Origin of the sequence: Desulfosporosinus lacus DSM 15449 (assembly GCF_900129935.1) — a bacterium.
GTDB lineage: Bacteria > Bacillota > Desulfitobacteriia > Desulfitobacteriales > Desulfitobacteriaceae > Desulfosporosinus > Desulfosporosinus lacus.
The window spans coordinates 73,552-91,972 of the sequence record NZ_FQXJ01000009.1 but is presented as its reverse complement, the minus strand read 5'-3'; the positions used below and the strand labels follow the sequence as shown (position 1 = coordinate 91,972).

Here is an 18,421-nt window from a genome sequence, read left to right as displayed (position 1 = left end):
AATTATATGAGAATTTTTGTTCACATTGAGGAGGAGACAAATGTACCACGTTGTTAAAAAAAGATTGTTGGCAACCGGTATCGCCTTGCTGGAAGTCAATGCACCGGCCGTTGCCGCGAAAGTTGAACCCGGGCAGTTTGTAATTGTTCGTATGGATGAGCTTAGTGAGCGTATTCCACTGACTGTCATGGATTTTGATCGAGAAAAAGGCACTATCACCATTGTTATTCAAGATGTAGGGTATTCATCAGCTATCATTACCGGCATGAATGAAGGGGATGAATTCCAGGATTTCGTAGGTCCTTTAGGGGTTGCTTCTGAAATTGAAAATTATGGTACGGTTGTTTGCATCGGCGGCGGCTTAGGTATTGCTCCCGTTCATCCCATCGCTCGGGCTTTAAAAGAAGCGGGAAATCACGTAATATCCGTCTTAGGTTCCAGGAGTGCAGATTTGCTGATTCTTGAAGATGAGATGCGCGCTGCCAGCAGCGAAGTTGTAATTGCCACAAACGACGGGAGCCAAGGAGTTAAAGGATTTGTTACCGACGGATTGGCAGAGGTTTTAGCTCAAGGACATCAAGTTAAGGCAATTTGGGCTATCGGCCCCATGATCATGATGAAAGCCGTAGTCGATTATACTCGGTCACTGGGTATTAAAACAATTGTCAGCATGAATCCAATTATGGTTGACGGGACAGGAATGTGCGGTGCTTGCCGAATTAGTGTAGGTAACGAAACAAAATTTGCCTGTGTCGATGGACCGGAGTTTGATGGCCACTTGGTAGATTTCGATTTAGCTATGAAACGTCTGGCTTTTTATAAAGATGAAGAAAACAGGGCTAAGGCACGGTTGGAATGTAACCATGAAGGAGGGCATCATTAATGACAGAGAAAGTTGAAAGCGCAAAAAAAGTAAAAATCCCTCGTCATGATATGCCTTGCCAGGAGCCTCAGGTAAGGGCACATAACTTTGAAGAAGTCGCTTTGGGATACTCACAAGAAACAGCTATCGAAGAAGCTAAGCGTTGTTTACAATGTAAAAATCCTAAATGCGTAACAGGATGTCCTGTCTCAGTTATGATTCCGGAGTTTATTAAGAAAATTGCGGAAGGAGATTTTCAGGAAGCTGGAAATGTCCTGAAAGTTAAAAATTCATTGCCTGCGGTTTGTGGTCGAGTATGTCCGCAAGAAGCTCAATGTGAAAGTAAATGTATTCTGGGAATCAAAGGGGAGTCAGTGGCTATTGGCCGACTAGAGCGCTTCGCGGCTGACTTTGGCATGCAATCCGGTAAATCTGAGGTTGTGAAACCCCAGGCGAGCGGTAAGCGTGTCGCCATCATAGGTGCAGGGCCTGCGGGATTAGCATGTGCCGGAGACTTGGCGAAAGCTGGGCATGCTGTGACTGTTTTTGAAGCATTGCACGTTGCCGGGGGCGTATTGATGTATGGAATTCCTCAGTTCCGTCTGCCGAAAGAGATTGTGCAAACTGAAATTGATAACCTTAAGCAAATGGGCGTAGAAATCCTTACGAATCAGGTAGTAGGTAAAATCACCTCCGTCGATGAACTTATGGAAAACGGATATGATGCGGTATTTATCGGTACCGGTGCCGGACTTCCCTACTTTATGGATATCCCCGGAGAAAATTTAAATGGGGTTTATTCGGCCAATGAGTTTTTAACCCGGACAAATTTGATGAAGGGTTATAAGTTCCCTGAGTACGCCACCCCTGTAAAAGTTGGAAAGAATGTCGCTGTGTTAGGTGCAGGGAATGTGGCGATGGATTCTGCTCGTACTGCCTTGCGCTTGGGTGCGGAAAATGTTTATATCATCTATCGCCGTTCTCGTGATGAGATGCCAGCCCGTAAAGAAGAGCTTGAACATGCGGAAGAAGAGGGTATCCAATTCCGTCTGTTAACAAATCCTGTTGCTATAGAAGGGGACGAGCGTGGATGGGTAAAAAGTCTGACCTGCTTGCGCTACGAACTCGGAGAGCCGGATGCTTCAGGACGACGTGCTCCGGTTGCTATTAAAGGATCTGAATTTGATATTCCCATGGACACGGTAGTAGTTGCCATCGGACAAGGTCCAAACCCTCTTGTAACAACATCTACTCCTGGATTGGAGTTAAACAAGCGAGGCAACATCGTCGCAGATCCAGAAACATTGGTGACCTCAAAACCAGGAGTTTTTGCAGGCGGTGACATCGTTACCGGTGCTGCAACGGTTATTTTAGCTATGGGCGCCGGCAAGAAGGCTGCGGCAGGTATTGATGAATATCTCAAAGGAAAATAATCTCGTTCTGCTCAAGCTGGACATCAACTGAACATCAGAACTCCCACTTCATAGAAGTGGGAGTCTTGTAAGTTTAAAAATCACAATATTTTGAAAGGAGTGTGTCCTTTGGCTCAATTATTAGATGGAAAAGCTGTATCCAAGATTCTTAAAGAAGAAATCCGTGAGGAGATTGCAACGTGGAAAGAAAAAGGAGTACAACCTAAACTTGCCGTGATACTTGTCGGAGATGACCCGGCATCGGTAGTTTATGCACGGTCCAAGCAGAAAGTCTGTGAGGGCATAGGTATGGCCTTTGAACTCTTCACCATGCCGAGTTCTACCCCTGAAGCCGAAATCTTGGCGACGATTGAAAAGCTTAATAATGATCAAAATGTGCATGGCATCATGATTGAACTCCCGCTTCCTAAAGGGATTCGGAAGGAAACGGTTATGGCTGCAGTGCGCCCGGATAAGGATGTAGACGGAGTTCATCCTATCAATCGCGGATATATTCTAAGCGGTGAAGAAGGATTATTTCCAGCCACCCCGCAAAGTTGTATTGAGTTGCTTTTGCGCTCAGGCGTTGAAATTGCAGGAAAGCATGTGGTGATTGTTGGCCGAGGAGAAACCGTTGGCAAACCTTTAGTTTTCCTGATTCTCAAGCACAATGCTACTGTGACGATTTGCCACTCAAAAACTCCTGACTTAGGAGCCTTTACCCGTCAGGCAGATATTCTAATTGCTGCCGTAGGTCGTGCTAAGCTGATCAAAAAGGAAATGGTCAAAGCAGGAGCGATTGTTGTTGACGCTGGGATCAATGAAATCCCGGGAGGAATTTGTGGGGATGTTGATTTCGAGGCTGTTCAAGATGTGGCTGCGTTGATTTCTCCCGTACCGGGTGGCGTAGGTTCCTTGACCACTGCCTTAATTATGCGCAATGTCTTGAAGGGAATCGTTCTGCAAGGAGGGGTTCGCTGATGGATACGAACAAAATATGGGAGTGGACCACTGAAGAATTTTTGACTGTGTCTGCCAGTTCTTCTCCAACACCTGGTGGGGGAAGCGTTTCTGCTTATGTCGGAGCACTGGCGGCCTCAATGACTTGTATGGTTGCTAACCTTACAATTGGTAAGGAAAAGTATAAAGAGGTTGAACCTCAAGCAAAAGAAATTTTGGCTGAAGCGGAAGCTGTTTTGGGCCTGTTGAAGAGTGGATTAAGTCAAGATATTGCTGAATTCTCGAATTTCATGGACGTCTTAAAATTACCCAAAGGGACGGATGAAGAAAAAGCCCTGCGCACCGAGAAAATGCAAGAAGTCTTGGTGTCGGCTACGGATACTCCACTGGGAATCTCCCAAAACTGTTTCAGAGTGTTGCAATTAGCTCAGAAACTTGCACCCATCGGAAATAAGGGAGCGATCAGTGATGTAGGTGTGTCCGCTTACTTAGCAGAGAGTGCTCTGAAATCAGCAATGCTTAGTGTTGATATTAACCTGCCTGGAATTAAAGACGTTGCTTATCAAGAGCGGGTTAAGGCAGAACGAGCCAGACTCTTTGAGCAGGCCGCTGTCATTTGTGCTGAGACAGTTGCTGTTGTTCAAAGTCGTATGTAAAATACGATGCACGTGGCTCGAAGCACGATGCACGAAGAAAAGTAGGTATGATGCTTGTTGTTCGGACTTCGGGTATCGTATCTCGTGCATCGATAAAGAAAAGTGGGGTGGAATTATTTCCACCCCACTTTTCTTTATGTTATGATAGGCATTGAGGTGAAGGGTGTGCCGAAAATATGGACAGTTTCTGAGTTGGTAGGCCGAATTGGTCAAGTCCTGCAGGAACGAACGGAGTTGCAAAACTGTTGGATCAGTGGTGAACTTTCGAACTTTAAAAATCATCGTGCTTCCGGACACTGGTATTTTACTCTTAAAGATGAATCCTCAAGCCTTAAAGGGGTTATGTTTAAAAGTCGGTCGGAACGCGTGCGCTTCATCCCCTCCGATGGCTTAAAAGTCTTGATTCGCGGAAATATTCGGATGTATGATCGCGATGGAACCATTCAGCTATACGGAGAGGAAATGGAACCGAGTGGACTCGGACAGCTGTATTTAGCATTTGAGCAACTTAAAAAGAAACTCGCTGAGGAAGGATTATTTGATCCCTTACGCAAGAAGAGTATACCTCGTTTGCCGCGGCGTATTGGGATTGTAACGAGTCCAACGGGAGCAGCGATTCGAGATATCATTAATATTATTGAACGGCGGCATCCGGGGATGTCGTGGATATTAGCTCCTGCTGCTGTTCAAGGAGAAGCCGCCCCACATGAAGTAGCTCAAGCGATTGCCCGACTTAATCGACATGGAGATGTAGATGTTATCATTGTTGGTCGTGGCGGAGGTTCTTTGGAAGAGTTATGGGCGTTTAATACAGATATAGTCGCCCGTGCTATCTCAGCATCTGTAATTCCGATTATTTCAGCGGTGGGACACGAAACAGATGTGACTATCTCAGACTATGTAGCTGATCTCAGGGCGCCGACCCCTTCTGCAGCCGCTGAACTAGCGGTGCCGATACTCATAGACCTACAGCTCCAAGTGGCTCAACTGCGTGTTCGACTAACGGGTGCTATGGGGACTCTCATTGAGCGGAAACGTCAATATGTAGAAGGAATCGCCAATAAGGGACCTCTCAGGGACCCATTTTGGCGTATTGATCAGAGCCGTCAACGCTTAGATGCCCTGCAAATGCGCCTTCAAGAGGGTATGACTAGATTTGTAATTGATAAAAATGGTATACTAAAGCTATTGGCTGCTAAGCTTGATTTACTAAGCCCATTGGCTATTTTAGGCAGGGGATACTCACTGACTTATAATGCAGAAGGACTCCTTCTGCGCTCCGTAAACCAAGCAGAGGTCGATGAACAAATTCGGATTCGTTTAGGAGAAGGAAGTTTACACTGCCGAGTGTTGGAGAAGGGAAATTGATCTATGAGTACAGATATATGGACAGAGGACCTTTTTGAGCAAGTGCAAGATAAAATAAACGCGAATGCAACAGAAGAACCCTCTCTGGAGACAGGGCTTCAACATTTGGAGATGATTGTCAAAACCCTTGAACAAAAAGATCTGCCTTTAGAAAAGGCCTTGAGCTTATTTAAAGAAGGTATAGGCCTTGTTCAATATTGTTCTAAGGTGTTGGACCAAGCGGAAAAACAAATGGAGATCTTGCTTGAAGGCCCGGATGGACAATTACAAATAATGCCTGCCAGTTTCGATGGGGAAGGATGAACGTAAAAAGTGTTTAAGGAAACCTTTCAACGTTATCTCACAATGATTGAACAAACTCTCGCTCAGTTGCCGTGGGATGAAGACAGTTTAAATGAGAGTATGTATTATTCCCTAATTGGAGGGGGCAAACGAATTCGACCTGTCTTAGCTTTGGCCTCAGCAGAGGCTGTAGGCGGTAATCCTGAAACTGTTTTACAAGCTGCTCTGGCCATAGAGCTTATTCATACGTACTCCTTAATTCATGATGATTTACCAGCCATGGATAATGACGATTATCGAAGGGGAAGACTATCTAATCACAAAGTTTTTGGAGAGGCTCAGGCAATTCTGGCTGGTGATGCCTTGTTGACCTATGCTTTTGAAATTCTGGCCAATTTAGAACTTGGTCAACCTGAAAGAGAGTTGCGCGTTATACGCGAGGTTGCACTTGCTGCAGGGAAAGATGGAATGGTCGGCGGACAGGTAGCGGATATCGCTGGAGAAGGAAAAGCCCTTAGTTTAAATGAAATTGAGGAAATTCATAAAGCAAAAACCGGTGCCATATTGACGGTTTCAGCTCGGCTCGGAGGGATTTTAGCAGGAGGCACGGAGGAACAAATCGAGGCACTGACGGATTATGCCCAAGCCTTAGGATTAGCTTTTCAGATAAAGGATGATATTTTGGATATAGTTGGGGATAGCGAAACTCTCGGTAAACCTGCCGGAAGCGATATTCGGCAGGGTAAATCAACTTATGTGTCTCTACTGGGACTTGAAGGCGCTGGTCACCAATTGCATGCTCAAATTCTTAAAGCTCAGGCAGCCATAAAACCATTGGGGGAAAGGGCAAGCTTTCTAAATGAGCTGGCATTCTATATTGAAGAACGCAAACATTAAATGAGGTCGTTATTATGCCGATATTTCCAGGGATTTACCACAATGCAATTCTGATTTCAGCTCTAACCGCATGGCTTTTAGCTCAAATTTTAAAAGTTGCGGTTAATCTATTATTAGTAAGGAAACTGAATTTCTCACTTTTTTTTAGTTCAGGCGGTTTTCCAAGTTCCCACTCCGCAACGGTGAGTGCCTTAGCCTTAGGAGTTGGAAAATACTATGGATGGGATTCGCCTATCTTCGCAGTAGCGGCTGTTTTCGGAATGATTGTCTTGTATGATGCTACTGGAGTGAGACGGGCTGCCGGGAAACAGGCAGAGGTTCTAAACCGGTTAGTCGAACGTTTATACCATGGACCTGACCTGGCTCAAGAACGGCTTAAGGAACTGATTGGACATACCCCTTTAGAGGTTTTTGGGGGCGTAATGGTAGGAATCATTGTTGGACTTTTAGTTTAGATAAATGAAGGGCAATTAGAATATAGACCTAATTACGAGGGGGAAGAAGGATGGGACTGCTCGAAAAAATTCATGAACCGAAGGACTTGCGTGGGTTGGATCTGACAGACCTAAATAGTCTGGCGCAGGAGATTCGGCAAGAAATGATTAAAGTGGTCTCCAAAAATGGAGGGCATTTAGCGCCGAACCTTGGGGTCGTGGAATTAACCTTGGCGTTACACCGAATATTTAACAGCCCCCATGATAAGATTGTCTGGGATGTTGGTCATCAGACCTATGTGCATAAGCTCTTAACCGGACGGCTCAAACAGTTTAAGACGATTCGCCAATACAAAGGCTTGTCCGGCTTTCCCAAACGGGGGGAAAGTGCCCACGACAGTTTTGAAACCGGACACTCCAGTACTTCCATTTCGGCAGCTGTTGGGTTTGCTAAAGCTCGGGATGTTCTCAAAGAGAGTCACCACGTTGTGGCGGTCATCGGAGATGGAGCTATGACTGGCGGAATGGCCTATGAGGCCTTAAATCATGCAGGACATAGTGAGACAAATGTGATCGTGGTCTTGAATGATAATGAGATGTCCATTTCTCCTAACGTAGGGGCAATGTCTACATATCTTAATCGATTGAGGACAGATCCGCTCTATGATAAACGTAAAGAGGATCTGGAATACTTATTGAAACGAATTCCCGGAATAGGACCACAGGTTGCTAAGTTAGCAGCTAAAGCCAAAGACAGCCTAAAATATTTGCTGGTACCGGGATTACTTTTTGAAGAATTGGGGTTCACATACTTAGGGCCGATTGATGGACATGATCTGGCTTTGGTCGAAAAGGTATTAGACCAAGCTAAGAATAAGAAAGGGCCGGTTCTGGTCCATGTCGTGACTTGTAAAGGAAAAGGATACAAACCTGCAGAGGAAAATCCGGATATCTTTCATGGGATAGGCCCTTTTGATCCCGAAACCGGAAAAGTGACTAAGAAATCTGCTCCTCCCACCTATACGGCGGTTTTCGGAGAGACCCTTTGTCAGCTTGCCAGGGAAAATCCGAAAATCGTGGCAATTACTGCGGCGATGCCAGGTGGAACAGGTCTTAATGAGTTTGCCAAGGAATTACCGGATCGTTTCTTTGATGTTGGAATTGCGGAACAACATGCCGTAACCTTTGCCGCAGGATTGGCTTTCGGGGGCTTGAAGCCTGTTGTTGCCATCTATTCCACCTTTTATCAAAGAGCCTATGATCAAGTCCTGCATGACGTCTGTTTACAACAGGCTAATGTTGTCTTAGCGATTGACCGGGCCGGAATTGTTGGGGATGATGGACCTACGCATCATGGTGTATTTGACATATCCTTTTTTAGGATCATTCCCAACTTAGTCTTTATGGCACCTAAAGATGAAAATGAGTTGCGCCATATGCTCTATACAGCGATAAAACATGACGGACCTGTTGCCCTGCGCTATCCGAGATCTGTCGGACAGGGCGTGACGCTGGATAAAAAGTTAAAGCAAATCCCCATTGGTAAAGCGGAAGTCTTAAGAGACGGTCGGGACGTAACCTTAATTGGAATTGGTCCCATGGTTAATACTTGTCTCCTAGCAGCTCAAGAATTAAGTTATCGCGGCGTAGATGCTGCAGTCATTAACTTGCGGTATATAAATCCTCTGGATCGGAAACTCTTATCACACTACGCTCGGCTTACAAAAAAAATAATCACTATAGAAGACCATTCTCTTAAAGGAGGCATGGGCAGCGCGATTTTGGAATTTCTTGAAGAAGAAGGAATTGACGGGGTAACGGTTGAACGCTTGGGATATCCAGGGTTCGTCGATCAAGGATCCATTCCTCATTTGTTTACGGTCCATGGCTTATCAACAAAAGGAATCCTGCAAGCAGCAGAACGCTTAAAATTGTTTCGTGACGTCGCGCAATCTTAAAAAAGTTCTGCTCACAGATAAAAGGACGGGGTACAGTGGCTAAAGGGAAAGAACGTATTGATGTATTAATCGTCAAGAACGGGTTGGCAACCAGTCGTGAAAAAGCGAAAGCTATGGTAATGGCAGGGATAGTGTTTGTCGGAGGGCAACGCGTGGATAAGCCCGGAACGGAATTATCTCAAGATGCGTTGATTGAATTGAAAGGGGAAATCCTGCCGTTTGTTTCACGTGGCGGATTAAAGTTAGCTAAGGCTCTGGAAGCCTTTCCAATCTCCTTTAAGGATAAAGTAGTGGTCGATATAGGCGCTTCAACGGGGGGCTTTACAGATTGTGCCTTGCAAAATGGAGCAAAACGAGTTTATGCCGTAGATGTAGGGTATGGACAGTTAGACTGGAAACTCCGAACTGATCCGCGAGTAGTCTCAATGGAGCGAGTAAATGCTCGTTATCTCTCCACGGACACTTTGCCGGAGAAGGTGGACTGGATCGTTTCCGATGTAGCGTTTATCTCAATTACAAAGATATTTCCTGCAATGATCGCTATTCTTAAAGAGGATGGACAAGTAGTATCCCTAATTAAGCCTCAATTTGAAGCCGGACGAGAGCATGTCGGTAAAAAGGGCGTGGTTAAAGACAAAAATGTACATAAACAGGTTATTGAGACTGTCCTTGGTCAGGCAGAGGGTATAGGATTTCAGGTCTTAGGGTTAGATTATTCACCAATTCGCGGCCCAGAGGGAAATATTGAATATTTGGCTTGGTTGGGTTTGCAAAATGAATCGGGAATAGATTGGCATTCAGAGCTGGAACTTGTAGTTCACAACGCTCAGAAAGAGACGGAATAATAAAATGGAAAAAATCGTTGGTTTGTGGCGCAATATGAGTAAACCAGAAGCCTTAACATTGGCTCCTAAAATTGAGGCATGGTTTCGAGCTCGCGGCTGGGAGGTTTTTACAGAGTGGGAGGATATTATCAAGCATAAAGCGGAATTCCTGATATCCTTAGGAGGGGATGGTACCCTTCTCCAAGCAGCGCGTGAAGCCTCTTCGTTCGGAATCCCTGTTTTGGGGGTTAATTTTGGGCGCTTAGGGTTTCTGTGTGAAATTGAACGTGAAGAAGTTTACGGTGCTTTGGAAAAGATTCTGAGCAAAGATTTTGAAATCCAAGAGCGTTTAATGTTGAATGTAGTTGTTAACGGTGGCGCTGAGGACGGAATTTCTTACAGGGTCTTAAATGATGTTGTGTTTTCCAGAGAAGGCAGAGATGGAATAATTACTCTGCAAGCAAACCTTTCGGGAGAACCTACCGTAAGCTATCCAGCGGACGGCTTGATTGTTGCTACTCCAACCGGTTCCACTGCCTATTCACTTTCTGCCGGCGGACCTATTATCAGTCCTAATGTTCAAGCAATCTTACTGACTCCGTTAGCTGCCCACTCTCTCTCAGCTCGTCCTATGCTTGTCTCAGATGAGGAGGAAATCCAAATTCTCTTAGCTAACGGAGAAAAGTGTATGGTGACTTTTGATGGCCGTCAAAGTATCGTGATTTATTCAGGCCAAACCGTCATTATAAAAACCGATCCGATAAAAGCGTTATTAATCCGGCTGGGTACGCGCAGTTTTCCTCAGGTCGTTCGAGAAAAGCTAAGAGATCGTTGGCATGAGTGAAATCGATCCGCAATGCATGATACTCGGGACACGAATCAGGGATGGGATGGGCGAGGTTAGGGATTCGCGCCTCACACTTCGCGTAAAGGAGGCTAGTGTATGAAAGCACGTCGCCAGATGAAGGTTCAAGAAATCATCACGAAGCAAATTATTCATACTCAGGAAGATCTTGCAGATAAACTGCGCTTAGCCGGTTTCGATGTCACACAGGCAACAGTTTCTAGGGATATTAAGGAAATGGGATTGATTAAAGTCCCTAGTCAGGGAGACGAATATCGCTATGCTGTTCCGAGCGAACATCATCCGGCAAACTTGCAAGACCGTCTTAAGCGTTTATTAAGAGAGGCTATGGTTTCCATTAATGACACTGACAGTCTTATTGTAATTCGAACTATACCAGGAAATGCACATGCCTTAGCCGCTGTTATGGATAATAGCAACTGGGAAGAACTCATTGGAACAGTAGCCGGAGATGACACGATTCTTTTGGTTATTAAGCCAAAAGAGGCTGTTCAGACGGTTCTGGGACGGATAAGCGCCTTGCTTGGATAGGAGGTTTTGTTATGCTAGCAGAGTTGCACGTAGAGAATTTTGGACTAATGGAGACAGTTCGTCTGAATTTCGGTTGTGGTTTAACTGTGTTTACAGGAGAGACCGGCGCAGGAAAATCGATGCTGATCGACGCGCTTGGGGTTCTTTTAGGTGGACGTGCCAATACAGATCTTATCCGGCATGGAGAATCACGAGCACGAATTGAAGGCGTCTTCGATGATCTGGCACCTGAGTATTTACTGAGGCTTGAAGAGGCTGGTTATCCGGCAGAAGACGGGCAATTATTTCTTTTTCGTGAGATAAACTCCACAGGAAAAAATGTCTGTCGTGTTCAAGGCCGGTCAATTCCGTTAACCCTCTATCGTTCGCTTTGTGTAGGGCTTGTAGATATTCACGGTCAAATAGAACATCTTTCTCTCTTTCGCCCCGAAACCCATCAAGATCTTTTGGATGCCTTGGGGGGTCTCCAAGGCGAAGTGGATGTGGTGAATGAAGCCGCCAAAACCTACCAGAGGATTATCCGTAAAGAGCGTGAATTATCCATTTCAGAAGATGAACGTCAAAAACGTGAAGAGTATCTTCGTTATCAAATTGAGGAAATTGAACGAGTTAGTCCGGTACCGGGCGAAGAAGAAGAACTCCTTCAGGAAAAGAAACGCCTAAGCAACTCGGAGAGAATTACCAGTCTGGTCTCTGAAGCCTATGGAGCACTCTATGAAGGTTCAGCGGGCAAACCGGCAGCCATTGATATGTTAGGGCAGGCGCGCAAAGCTCTGCAAGAATTAGATCGTTTAGATGACACATTAAATGTTTATGGACAAATCGAGTCTGTCTATTACTCGGTGGAAGACTTAGCTGAACAAATTAGGGCCTATCGTGATGATTTTGAGTTCGAACCGGAAAGACTCGACCAGATCGAAGAGCGTCTTATTCTACTCAAAAAGCTTCGGAGATTTGGGACAACGCTTGAAGAAGTTTTGGAAAAAAATGCGAGCATGCTTGAAGAATTGGATCAAATCACTCATGTTCAGGAGCAGTTCGAAAAGATAAATAACGAGAAACAGACAACTCGAAAAGCCTATGAGATTGTTGCTGAGCAACTAAGCTTAAAACGGCGCGAAATAGCAACGGGTATCGAGAAGGGATTGGCGCTTGAACTGGCGGATTTAGGCTTAGAGAAAAGTCGGTTTGAAGTTCGGTTTATGCCGAATGAGGAGCCTGCCAAGGGTGGCGCAGAAACAGCTGAGTTTTATTTCTCCGCCAATTTGGGAGAGCCTCCTAAACCCTTAGCGAAAGTCGCTTCCGGAGGAGAAATGTCACGCTTGATGCTGGCTTTAAAAAGTCTGCTGGCGAAAGTTGAGTCGGTTGGAACCTTCATCTTCGATGAGGTAGACAGTGGAGTCGGAGGCAGAACAATTCATAGAGTCGGTGAAAAGTTGGCTAAAATCGCCCAGGATAAACAGGTTTTTTGTATCACACATGCCGCACAAGTTGCAGCCTTTGCAGAGGCCCACTATGGTATAGTTAAAGAAGTCAACGGGGAAAGGACTCGAACTCGAGTTGACTCCTTATCCGAGGTTGACCGTGTTGAAGAACTTGCCCGAATGCTTGGGGGCGGGGAAATAGAAATAACACGTAAACACGCTCAAGAATTACGGCAACGTTCTGCTCGAGGCACAATGTTTGGGGCATAATACACGAAGGGCGTGGCTGATTTACGAAGCGAAAAATTCACAATATAAGTGAGATTTGAATCTATAGTGTCAGTCCAATTATTTCAAAAAGTGAATTTAAATAGGTTTTTAAATAGGGTTTTGGTTTAAGATTGCGTAAAGTTTTTTATGCAATCTTTTTATATTGTCTAATTTGCCATTGTTTTAGAGAATATGGAACACTTTTGTCAGGATGAAACAGAAGTGATTTGGATAATTTAACATTAGAATTCAAACAAAAAAACCTTCACTTCACTTATTATATTGACCGCTCTAAAACGAGGAAAAAGGGGAGATACAATGGGGAGAATAGAGTGGAGGATGATAAGAGAGTGAAAAAAAGAAGTATTTTATTATTAATCAGTCTCTTGTTTTGCACCTTCCTTCAACTGTTAGTTGAATTGCCTCAGATTCATCAAACTCAAGTTAGTCACACGGAATCTAACTTTAAGGGTATTTGGTCCAATATTATTCAAGTAGAGAAAACTTCACCTAATCACGAGACGGTTTCAGTAGCTGCTTCAGGAGTGTCTCACTCTCAGATATCAGAAAAAATGGATGTCGCCTACAAACTTTTTGGAATTTTTCCGTTAAGTTCGGGGGAAGTGGAAGTAATGAGTCCCATAAAATTAATACCCGGAGGGCAATCGATTGGTGTAACCTTACAAACTAAGGGTGTTATGGTAGTGGGACAGGCTCCTGTAGTAGACAAAAACGGAAAGAACTCATTTCCTGCGAAAGAAGCTGGAATCCAAGTTGGGGATATTCTTTTGAAAATTGAAAATCAGGAAGTTAAGACGGATCAAGAGGTATCCAATGCCATCAATCTAGCAGGAAAACAAAAAGGATCTGTCAATGTTTTATTTAAACGTCAAGATCAAGTTGTAGAGAAAACAGTTCATCCAATTTTTTGTGTTGAGACCGGAAGATACCGCATGGGTTTATTTGTTCGAGACGAAGCAGCAGGAGTCGGGACTCTGTCATTTTTAGATCCGGTTACTAATCTATATGGTGCCTTAGGACATGTAATAACAGATGCGGATACTAATCAGAAGATTGAAGTCTATGATGGTAAAATCATTGCGTCAACAATATATGCTATTGAAAAAGGGAAACGAGGGCATCCAGGCGAAAAAATCGGTTCCTTTGTTCCTAACTCTATTTTTAGTGGAACCATTGAAAAAAATACTATGACCGGTATCTTTGGTAAAATGAGTGGACGAATTGAGAACCCTTATTTTAAAGAAGCTATCCCGGTTGGTTGGGAATCGGAGGTTAAAGTTGGTCCGGCTAAGATTTACACGGTAATACAAGGAGAAAAGATTGAGGAGTTTGCTGTTAATATCGATCGTGTTATGAAAAATCGAACGGACAGCAAAAATATGATTGTGAGAGTAACAGATCCAAGGCTCCTGGAAGTCACAGGCGGTATCATCCAAGGAATGAGTGGCAGCCCGATTGTTCAGGATGGTAAACTAATCGGAGCAGTAACCCACGTTTTCGTGAATGACAGTCAACGGGGTTATGGAGTCTTCATTCAAAACATGCTGAATGACAGTTCTCAACTCGATAAAAAACAAGCGGCTTAAAGATTAACTTGGAAAATTATATATTAGAGCAGCCTTTCTAAAGGCTGCTCTAAATAATTCAAAATAAAAATTGTAAAATTCTATGGGGAAAAGAAGGAGTATTTAAACAATTGTCGAAAATATAAATTGAATGCGGCTGAAATGAGGGGGATCCTGGGAATGCAAAGGCCTATACGTGTGCTACTAGCGGATGACAACCGAGAATTTGTCGAGGTGGTTAAGGAGTATATTGAACGGCAGGAAGATATGAGCCTTGTTGGGGTGGCATATCATGGAAATGAGGCTCTGGAATTAATTTCTCGGGAAGAACCTCATGTAGTGTTATTAGATATTATTATGCCCCACCTTGACGGGTTAGGTGTCTTGGAAAAACTTCAGAATGCACCTCTTAGACCAAAAATAATTATTTTAACTGCCTTTGGGCAGGAATCAATGACCCAGCGAGCAGTAAGTCTTGGAGCAAATTACTACATTTTAAAACCTTTTGACTTAGACATCTTAGGTAAACGTATTCGCCAATTACAAGATGATTTTTCAAGCTCCGTAAATATTGCTTCAAACTCCAGTACCGTGTCTAATCGAAACAGTGTCTCAAACGCTAACTCAAATTCCAATTCTAATTCACAAATTTCCACTGGGGTACTGCCTCCAACCTCTAAAAACCTTGAGGTCGAAGTGACAAGGATGATTCACCAGATGGGAGTGCCTGCTCACGTCAAGGGGTACCAGTACTTAAGAGATGCTATTGTAAACGTGGTATCTGATGTGTCGCTGCTTGGAGCAGTTACCAAAGAGCTGTATCCGATGATTGCTGTGAAATATCAAACAACTCCCAGTCGCGTTGAACGGGCTATTCGTCATGCCATCGAATTGGCTTGGGATCGTGGAAATGTAGATTTCATGAATCGCTTTTTTGGGTACACCATTAACGTTGATCGCGGTAAACCCACCAATTCGGAATTTGTGGCAATGGTGGCTGATAAACTGCGCATGTCGATAATGTATTAAAAGCAGTACATATATAAAAAATTTTTTAGTAAAAATTCTAAAGTTAACACCTTTATTATACCTGCTTTGGGTACAAATAAAGGTGTTTTATTTTTAATAAAATGGTAAATCGCAAATATTATTGAGTAAATTATTGCTAGCAGGATTTTGCCGATAGAAAGAGAATGAACTTATCCATAGCAAAAGGTGATAGTTGGAAGGGGCAATTGAAATGGAGGAATTTGACGAGCTAAGAGCCAAAGTAAACACGCTGCAGGAGGTTCGTATTCTGCTTTCCGCAATTATTGATTCCTCCCAGGATGCGATTTCAGTGGTGGATGAAAACGGACTTGGATTATTAATTAACCCTGCTTATACCAGATTGACAGGCCTGACAGCGAGTGATGTCATTGGTAAACCTCCTACCGTAGATATTGCTGAAGGAGAAAGTATGCACATCCAAGTCTTGAAAACTCGTCAGTCTGTTAAAGGCGTTTTTATGAAAGTGGGGCCTAAACGCAAAGAGGTGATTGTCAATGTCGCTCCGATCATCGTATCTGGGCAGTTGAGGGGAAGTGTAGGCGTGCTCCACGACATCTCCGAGATCCATAAACTTTCAGAGGAGTTGGAAAGAGCGAAACGATTAATTCGTCATTTGGAAGCAAAGTATACCTTTAGTGACATTATCGGTGAAAGCGATGCCATTAAAGCATCCATCGAACAAGCAAGGCGTGCAGCGGTGACGCCGGCAACGGTCCTCTTACGCGGCGAAAGCGGGACTGGTAAAGAACTGTTTGCTCATGCCATCCACCGCTCAAGTGACCGACAAAAAGGGCAGTTTATCCGAGTGAATTGCGGAGCATTGGCGGAGGGCCTTTTGGAGAGCGAGTTGTTTGGTTATGTTGAAGGTGCTTTTACTGGTGCCAAACGCGGTGGTAAGTCAGGCCTTTTTGAAGAGGCCAACGGGGGAACTATTTTTCTCGATGAGATTGGAGAAATCAGTCTTAACCTTCAAGCTAAACTTTTGCGCGCGCTTCAAGAACGTGAAATTGTAAAAGTCGGAGATAACCGTCCGTTTAACATAGATGTGCGAGTGATTACAGCTACTAATGCAAATTTAGAAGCTGAATTGCGAGCCAGCAGATTTCGGGAAGATTTATATTATCGTTTAAATGTGATTCCGGTCATTATTCCGCCCTTGAGACAGCGAAGAGAGGATATCCCTTTACTTGTCCACCACCTCATTGGAAGTTTCAATCAAGACTACGGACGCTGTGTTGAAAGAGTAAGTGACGAGGCGTTACAAATTTTGATGGGCTATCACTGGCCGGGAAACGTTCGAGAGTTAGAAAACATTTTAGGGAGAGCAATTATTAATATGAGGTTAGGAGAAACAGTTGTGGAATTACAGCATCTTCCGGTTTTGGCCTATCCGAATGTCAATTATCCGGAGCTGGGTTACGACAACTCGGTACAGTCTGGGTTAACGACTGAGGAAGGAGGATTTGAAAGCTTGCAACGACAATGGGAACGCGCCATACTATTAGTTACCCTCCAAAAAAATGGGGGCAATAAAACAAAGTCAGCTCAGGATCTGAAAATGTCTCTGCGCAATTTCTATTATAAATTAGAGCGGCATGCTCTTATCTGAATAAATGCCAGCTCTTTGGAAAGAAATCTAAGGGATGATTTTTTACTTTATTCATGGTTTGCAATCATGGCCTGCAATTTATTGCATGCAAGTTGTTGCAAACCATGAATTTTTTTGCACTACTGACAAGACTGCTAACTATGAATTTATCCTAGGCGCAGTCTTTTTTTCAAGGTGTTTCCTAAACTAAAACCCTGTAAATTCAGAAAATTCTTTACTTAAGGAGAATAAATATCTTAGGCTTTGGATTTCAGGAATGTCCTGGCAACGTTATTGCATTAAATAAGGAGAATATGATTCCGAAGACCTGAGGGGGAAAAACAATGGAAATTTTTGAATGCTTACAGAAGTATGATTACGAACAGCTCGTTATTTGTCAGGATCAGACGTCAGGTTTGAAGGCCGTTATTTGTATACACGATACAACTTTAGGACCAGCTTTGGGCGGAACACGGATGTGGGATTATGCCTGCGAAGAAGATGCAATCTTTGATGCATTAAGGCTTGCTCGAGGGATGACCTATAAAAATGCAGCAGCAGGCTTAAATCTTGGCGGCGGAAAAACCGTGATTATTGGGGACTCCCGCACCCAAAAAAATGAAGAATTGTTCCGAGCCTTTGGCCGATATGTGCAATCACTGAACGGACGGTACATTACCGCTGAAGATGTTGGGACAACTGTTCAAGATATGGATTGGGTACATTTAGAGACCGATTTTGTGACAGGAGTATCTTCCTGCGGTGCTTCCGGAGATCCTTCCCCGATGACAGCTCGTGGAGTATGGCGCGGGATGAAAGCTGCCGCCATGGAAGCCTATGGCAGCGACTCCTTGAGTGGAAAAACAATTGCGATTCAGGGACTGGGGCATGTCGGCTATTATTTGGCAAAACACTTGCACGAAGAGGGTGCCAAACTCATTGTCACGGATATTCATGATGACCTTATAAAACGTGTCATTGATGAAATAGGAGCCACCGCTGTCCGGCCTGAAGAAATCTTTGGCGTTAAGGCAGATATCTTCGCACCCTGTGCCATGGGGGCAGTGGTTAATGATCAAACGATTTCACAATTTAAGTTCCAAATTATCGCGGGTGCTGCTAATAATGTGCTAAAAGAAGAACACCACGGAGACAAGTTGCATGAACTTGGAATTCTCTATGCGCCTGACTACGTCATTAATTGTGGCGGTGTTATCAATGTTGCAGATGAATTGGACGGGTACAATTATGAGCGTGCCCTGAAAAAAGTTGAAAAGGTCTATGACAATGTTGCTAAAGTTCTTAAAATCGCCAAAGAGTTTAAAATACCGACCTATATTGCTGCAGATCGTATGGCTGAACAGCGCATTGAGAGGATCGGACGAATTCGCTCGAATTACTTAAGCTAAGCATTCGTCAACGTTGATTGGTCTGAATTTACCAGACAAGGAGGA

Annotated in this window: 17 protein-coding genes; all 17 read left to right on the top strand. The window is 44.1% G+C overall.

Features of this window, described 5'->3' with window-relative positions; genetic code table 11:
- Nucleotides 1–40 precede the first annotated feature (40 nt).
- The 17 genes from BUB11_RS13650 (at nt 41) to BUB11_RS13570 (ending at nt 18,376) form a co-directional block, all read left to right on the top strand.
- A complete protein-coding gene (locus BUB11_RS13650) occupies nt 41–883 on the top strand; it encodes a sulfide/dihydroorotate dehydrogenase-like FAD/NAD-binding protein (protein ID WP_073030316.1) in 843 nt (280 codons plus the stop codon).
- Nucleotides 883–2,295 (top strand): NADPH-dependent glutamate synthase, encoded by a 1,413-nt coding sequence (gltA, locus tag BUB11_RS13645; protein ID WP_073030315.1) that lies wholly within the window; start codon nt 883–885, stop codon nt 2,293–2,295. The genes BUB11_RS13650 and gltA overlap by 1 nt, the downstream gene beginning before the upstream one ends.
- A gap of 108 nt (nt 2,296–2,403) precedes the next feature.
- On the top strand, nt 2,404–3,255 hold the full coding sequence (locus BUB11_RS13640; protein WP_073030314.1) for a bifunctional 5,10-methylenetetrahydrofolate dehydrogenase/5,10-methenyltetrahydrofolate cyclohydrolase: 852 nt from the start codon (nt 2,404–2,406) through the stop codon (nt 3,253–3,255).
- On the top strand, nt 3,255–3,890 hold the full coding sequence (locus tag BUB11_RS13635) for a cyclodeaminase/cyclohydrolase family protein (protein WP_073030313.1): 636 nt from the start codon (nt 3,255–3,257) through the stop codon (nt 3,888–3,890). The genes BUB11_RS13640 and BUB11_RS13635 overlap by 1 nt, the downstream gene beginning before the upstream one ends.
- 165 nt (nt 3,891–4,055) lie before the next feature.
- The gene (gene xseA, locus BUB11_RS13630; protein WP_073030446.1) at nt 4,056–5,258 is read left to right on the top strand and encodes an exodeoxyribonuclease VII large subunit; all 1,203 of its coding nucleotides are present in this window, start codon (nt 4,056–4,058) and stop codon (nt 5,256–5,258) included.
- A gap of 3 nt (nt 5,259–5,261) precedes the next feature.
- Entirely contained in the window at nt 5,262–5,561 is a 300-nt protein-coding gene (gene xseB / locus BUB11_RS13625) for an exodeoxyribonuclease VII small subunit (protein ID WP_084110288.1), read from the top strand.
- Between the two features lie 9 nt (nt 5,562–5,570).
- Complete coding sequence (locus BUB11_RS13620; protein WP_073030312.1) at nt 5,571–6,437, top strand: polyprenyl synthetase family protein; 867 nt, start codon at nt 5,571–5,573, stop codon at nt 6,435–6,437.
- Nucleotides 6,438–6,451: 14 nt separating this feature from the next.
- Nucleotides 6,452–6,892: a divergent PAP2 family protein gene (locus tag BUB11_RS13615; RefSeq protein ID WP_073030311.1), complete on the top strand. Its 441-nt coding sequence runs from the start codon at nt 6,452–6,454 to the stop codon at nt 6,890–6,892.
- A gap of 50 nt (nt 6,893–6,942) precedes the next feature.
- The gene (dxs, locus tag BUB11_RS13610; protein ID WP_073030310.1) at nt 6,943–8,829 is read left to right on the top strand and encodes a 1-deoxy-D-xylulose-5-phosphate synthase; all 1,887 of its coding nucleotides are present in this window, start codon (nt 6,943–6,945) and stop codon (nt 8,827–8,829) included.
- Nucleotides 8,830–8,864: 35 nt separating this feature from the next.
- The gene (locus BUB11_RS13605; RefSeq protein ID WP_073030309.1) at nt 8,865–9,674 is read left to right on the top strand and encodes a TlyA family RNA methyltransferase; all 810 of its coding nucleotides are present in this window, start codon (nt 8,865–8,867) and stop codon (nt 9,672–9,674) included.
- A gap of 4 nt (nt 9,675–9,678) precedes the next feature.
- Nucleotides 9,679–10,497 carry an NAD(+)/NADH kinase gene (locus BUB11_RS13600; protein ID WP_073030308.1) on the top strand — a complete coding sequence of 273 codons (819 nt, stop codon included), beginning with the start codon at nt 9,679–9,681 and terminating at the stop codon, nt 10,495–10,497.
- A gap of 99 nt (nt 10,498–10,596) precedes the next feature.
- Nucleotides 10,597–11,049: an arginine repressor gene (gene argR / locus BUB11_RS13595; protein WP_073030307.1), complete on the top strand. Its 453-nt coding sequence runs from the start codon at nt 10,597–10,599 to the stop codon at nt 11,047–11,049.
- A gap of 11 nt (nt 11,050–11,060) precedes the next feature.
- Entirely contained in the window at nt 11,061–12,743 is a 1,683-nt protein-coding gene (gene recN, locus BUB11_RS13590) for a DNA repair protein RecN (RefSeq protein WP_073030306.1), read from the top strand.
- A gap of 350 nt (nt 12,744–13,093) precedes the next feature.
- Nucleotides 13,094–14,350 (top strand): SpoIVB peptidase, encoded by a 1,257-nt coding sequence (gene spoIVB, locus BUB11_RS13585; RefSeq protein WP_073030444.1) that lies wholly within the window; start codon nt 13,094–13,096, stop codon nt 14,348–14,350.
- A 159-nt stretch (nt 14,351–14,509) separates the two neighbouring features.
- Nucleotides 14,510–15,358: a sporulation transcription factor Spo0A gene (gene spo0A, locus BUB11_RS13580; RefSeq protein WP_073030305.1), complete on the top strand. Its 849-nt coding sequence runs from the start codon at nt 14,510–14,512 to the stop codon at nt 15,356–15,358.
- Nucleotides 15,359–15,569: 211 nt separating this feature from the next.
- Nucleotides 15,570–16,988: a sigma 54-interacting transcriptional regulator gene (locus BUB11_RS13575; protein WP_073030304.1), complete on the top strand. Its 1,419-nt coding sequence runs from the start codon at nt 15,570–15,572 to the stop codon at nt 16,986–16,988.
- A 323-nt stretch (nt 16,989–17,311) separates the two neighbouring features.
- Entirely contained in the window at nt 17,312–18,376 is a 1,065-nt protein-coding gene (locus BUB11_RS13570) for a Leu/Phe/Val dehydrogenase (protein ID WP_073030303.1), read from the top strand.
- The last annotated feature ends 45 nt before the right edge of the window (nt 18,377–18,421 follow it).

Bases quoted from the DNA above. Each gene is read 5' to 3' on its own strand.
- BUB11_RS13615 (WP_073030311.1), top strand. From the start codon at position 6,452: ATGCCGATATTTCCAGGGATTTACCACAATGCAATTCTGATTTCAGCT.
- spo0A (WP_073030305.1), top strand. From the start codon at position 14,510: ATGCAAAGGCCTATACGTGTGCTACTAGCGGATGACAACCGAGAATTT.
- recN (WP_073030306.1), top strand. From the start codon at position 11,061: ATGCTAGCAGAGTTGCACGTAGAGAATTTTGGACTAATGGAGACAGTT.
- BUB11_RS13575 (WP_073030304.1), top strand. From the start codon at position 15,570: ATGGAGGAATTTGACGAGCTAAGAGCCAAAGTAAACACGCTGCAGGAG.
- BUB11_RS13635 (WP_073030313.1), top strand. From the start codon at position 3,255: ATGGATACGAACAAAATATGGGAGTGGACCACTGAAGAATTTTTGACT.
- dxs (WP_073030310.1), top strand. From the start codon at position 6,943: ATGGGACTGCTCGAAAAAATTCATGAACCGAAGGACTTGCGTGGGTTG.
- gltA (WP_073030315.1), top strand. From the start codon at position 883: ATGACAGAGAAAGTTGAAAGCGCAAAAAAAGTAAAAATCCCTCGTCAT.
- BUB11_RS13650 (WP_073030316.1), top strand. From the start codon at position 41: ATGTACCACGTTGTTAAAAAAAGATTGTTGGCAACCGGTATCGCCTTG.
- BUB11_RS13570 (WP_073030303.1), top strand. From the start codon at position 17,312: ATGGAAATTTTTGAATGCTTACAGAAGTATGATTACGAACAGCTCGTT.
- argR (WP_073030307.1), top strand. From the start codon at position 10,597: ATGAAAGCACGTCGCCAGATGAAGGTTCAAGAAATCATCACGAAGCAA.
- BUB11_RS13600 (WP_073030308.1), top strand. From the start codon at position 9,679: ATGGAAAAAATCGTTGGTTTGTGGCGCAATATGAGTAAACCAGAAGCC.
- xseB (WP_084110288.1), top strand. From the start codon at position 5,262: ATGAGTACAGATATATGGACAGAGGACCTTTTTGAGCAAGTGCAAGAT.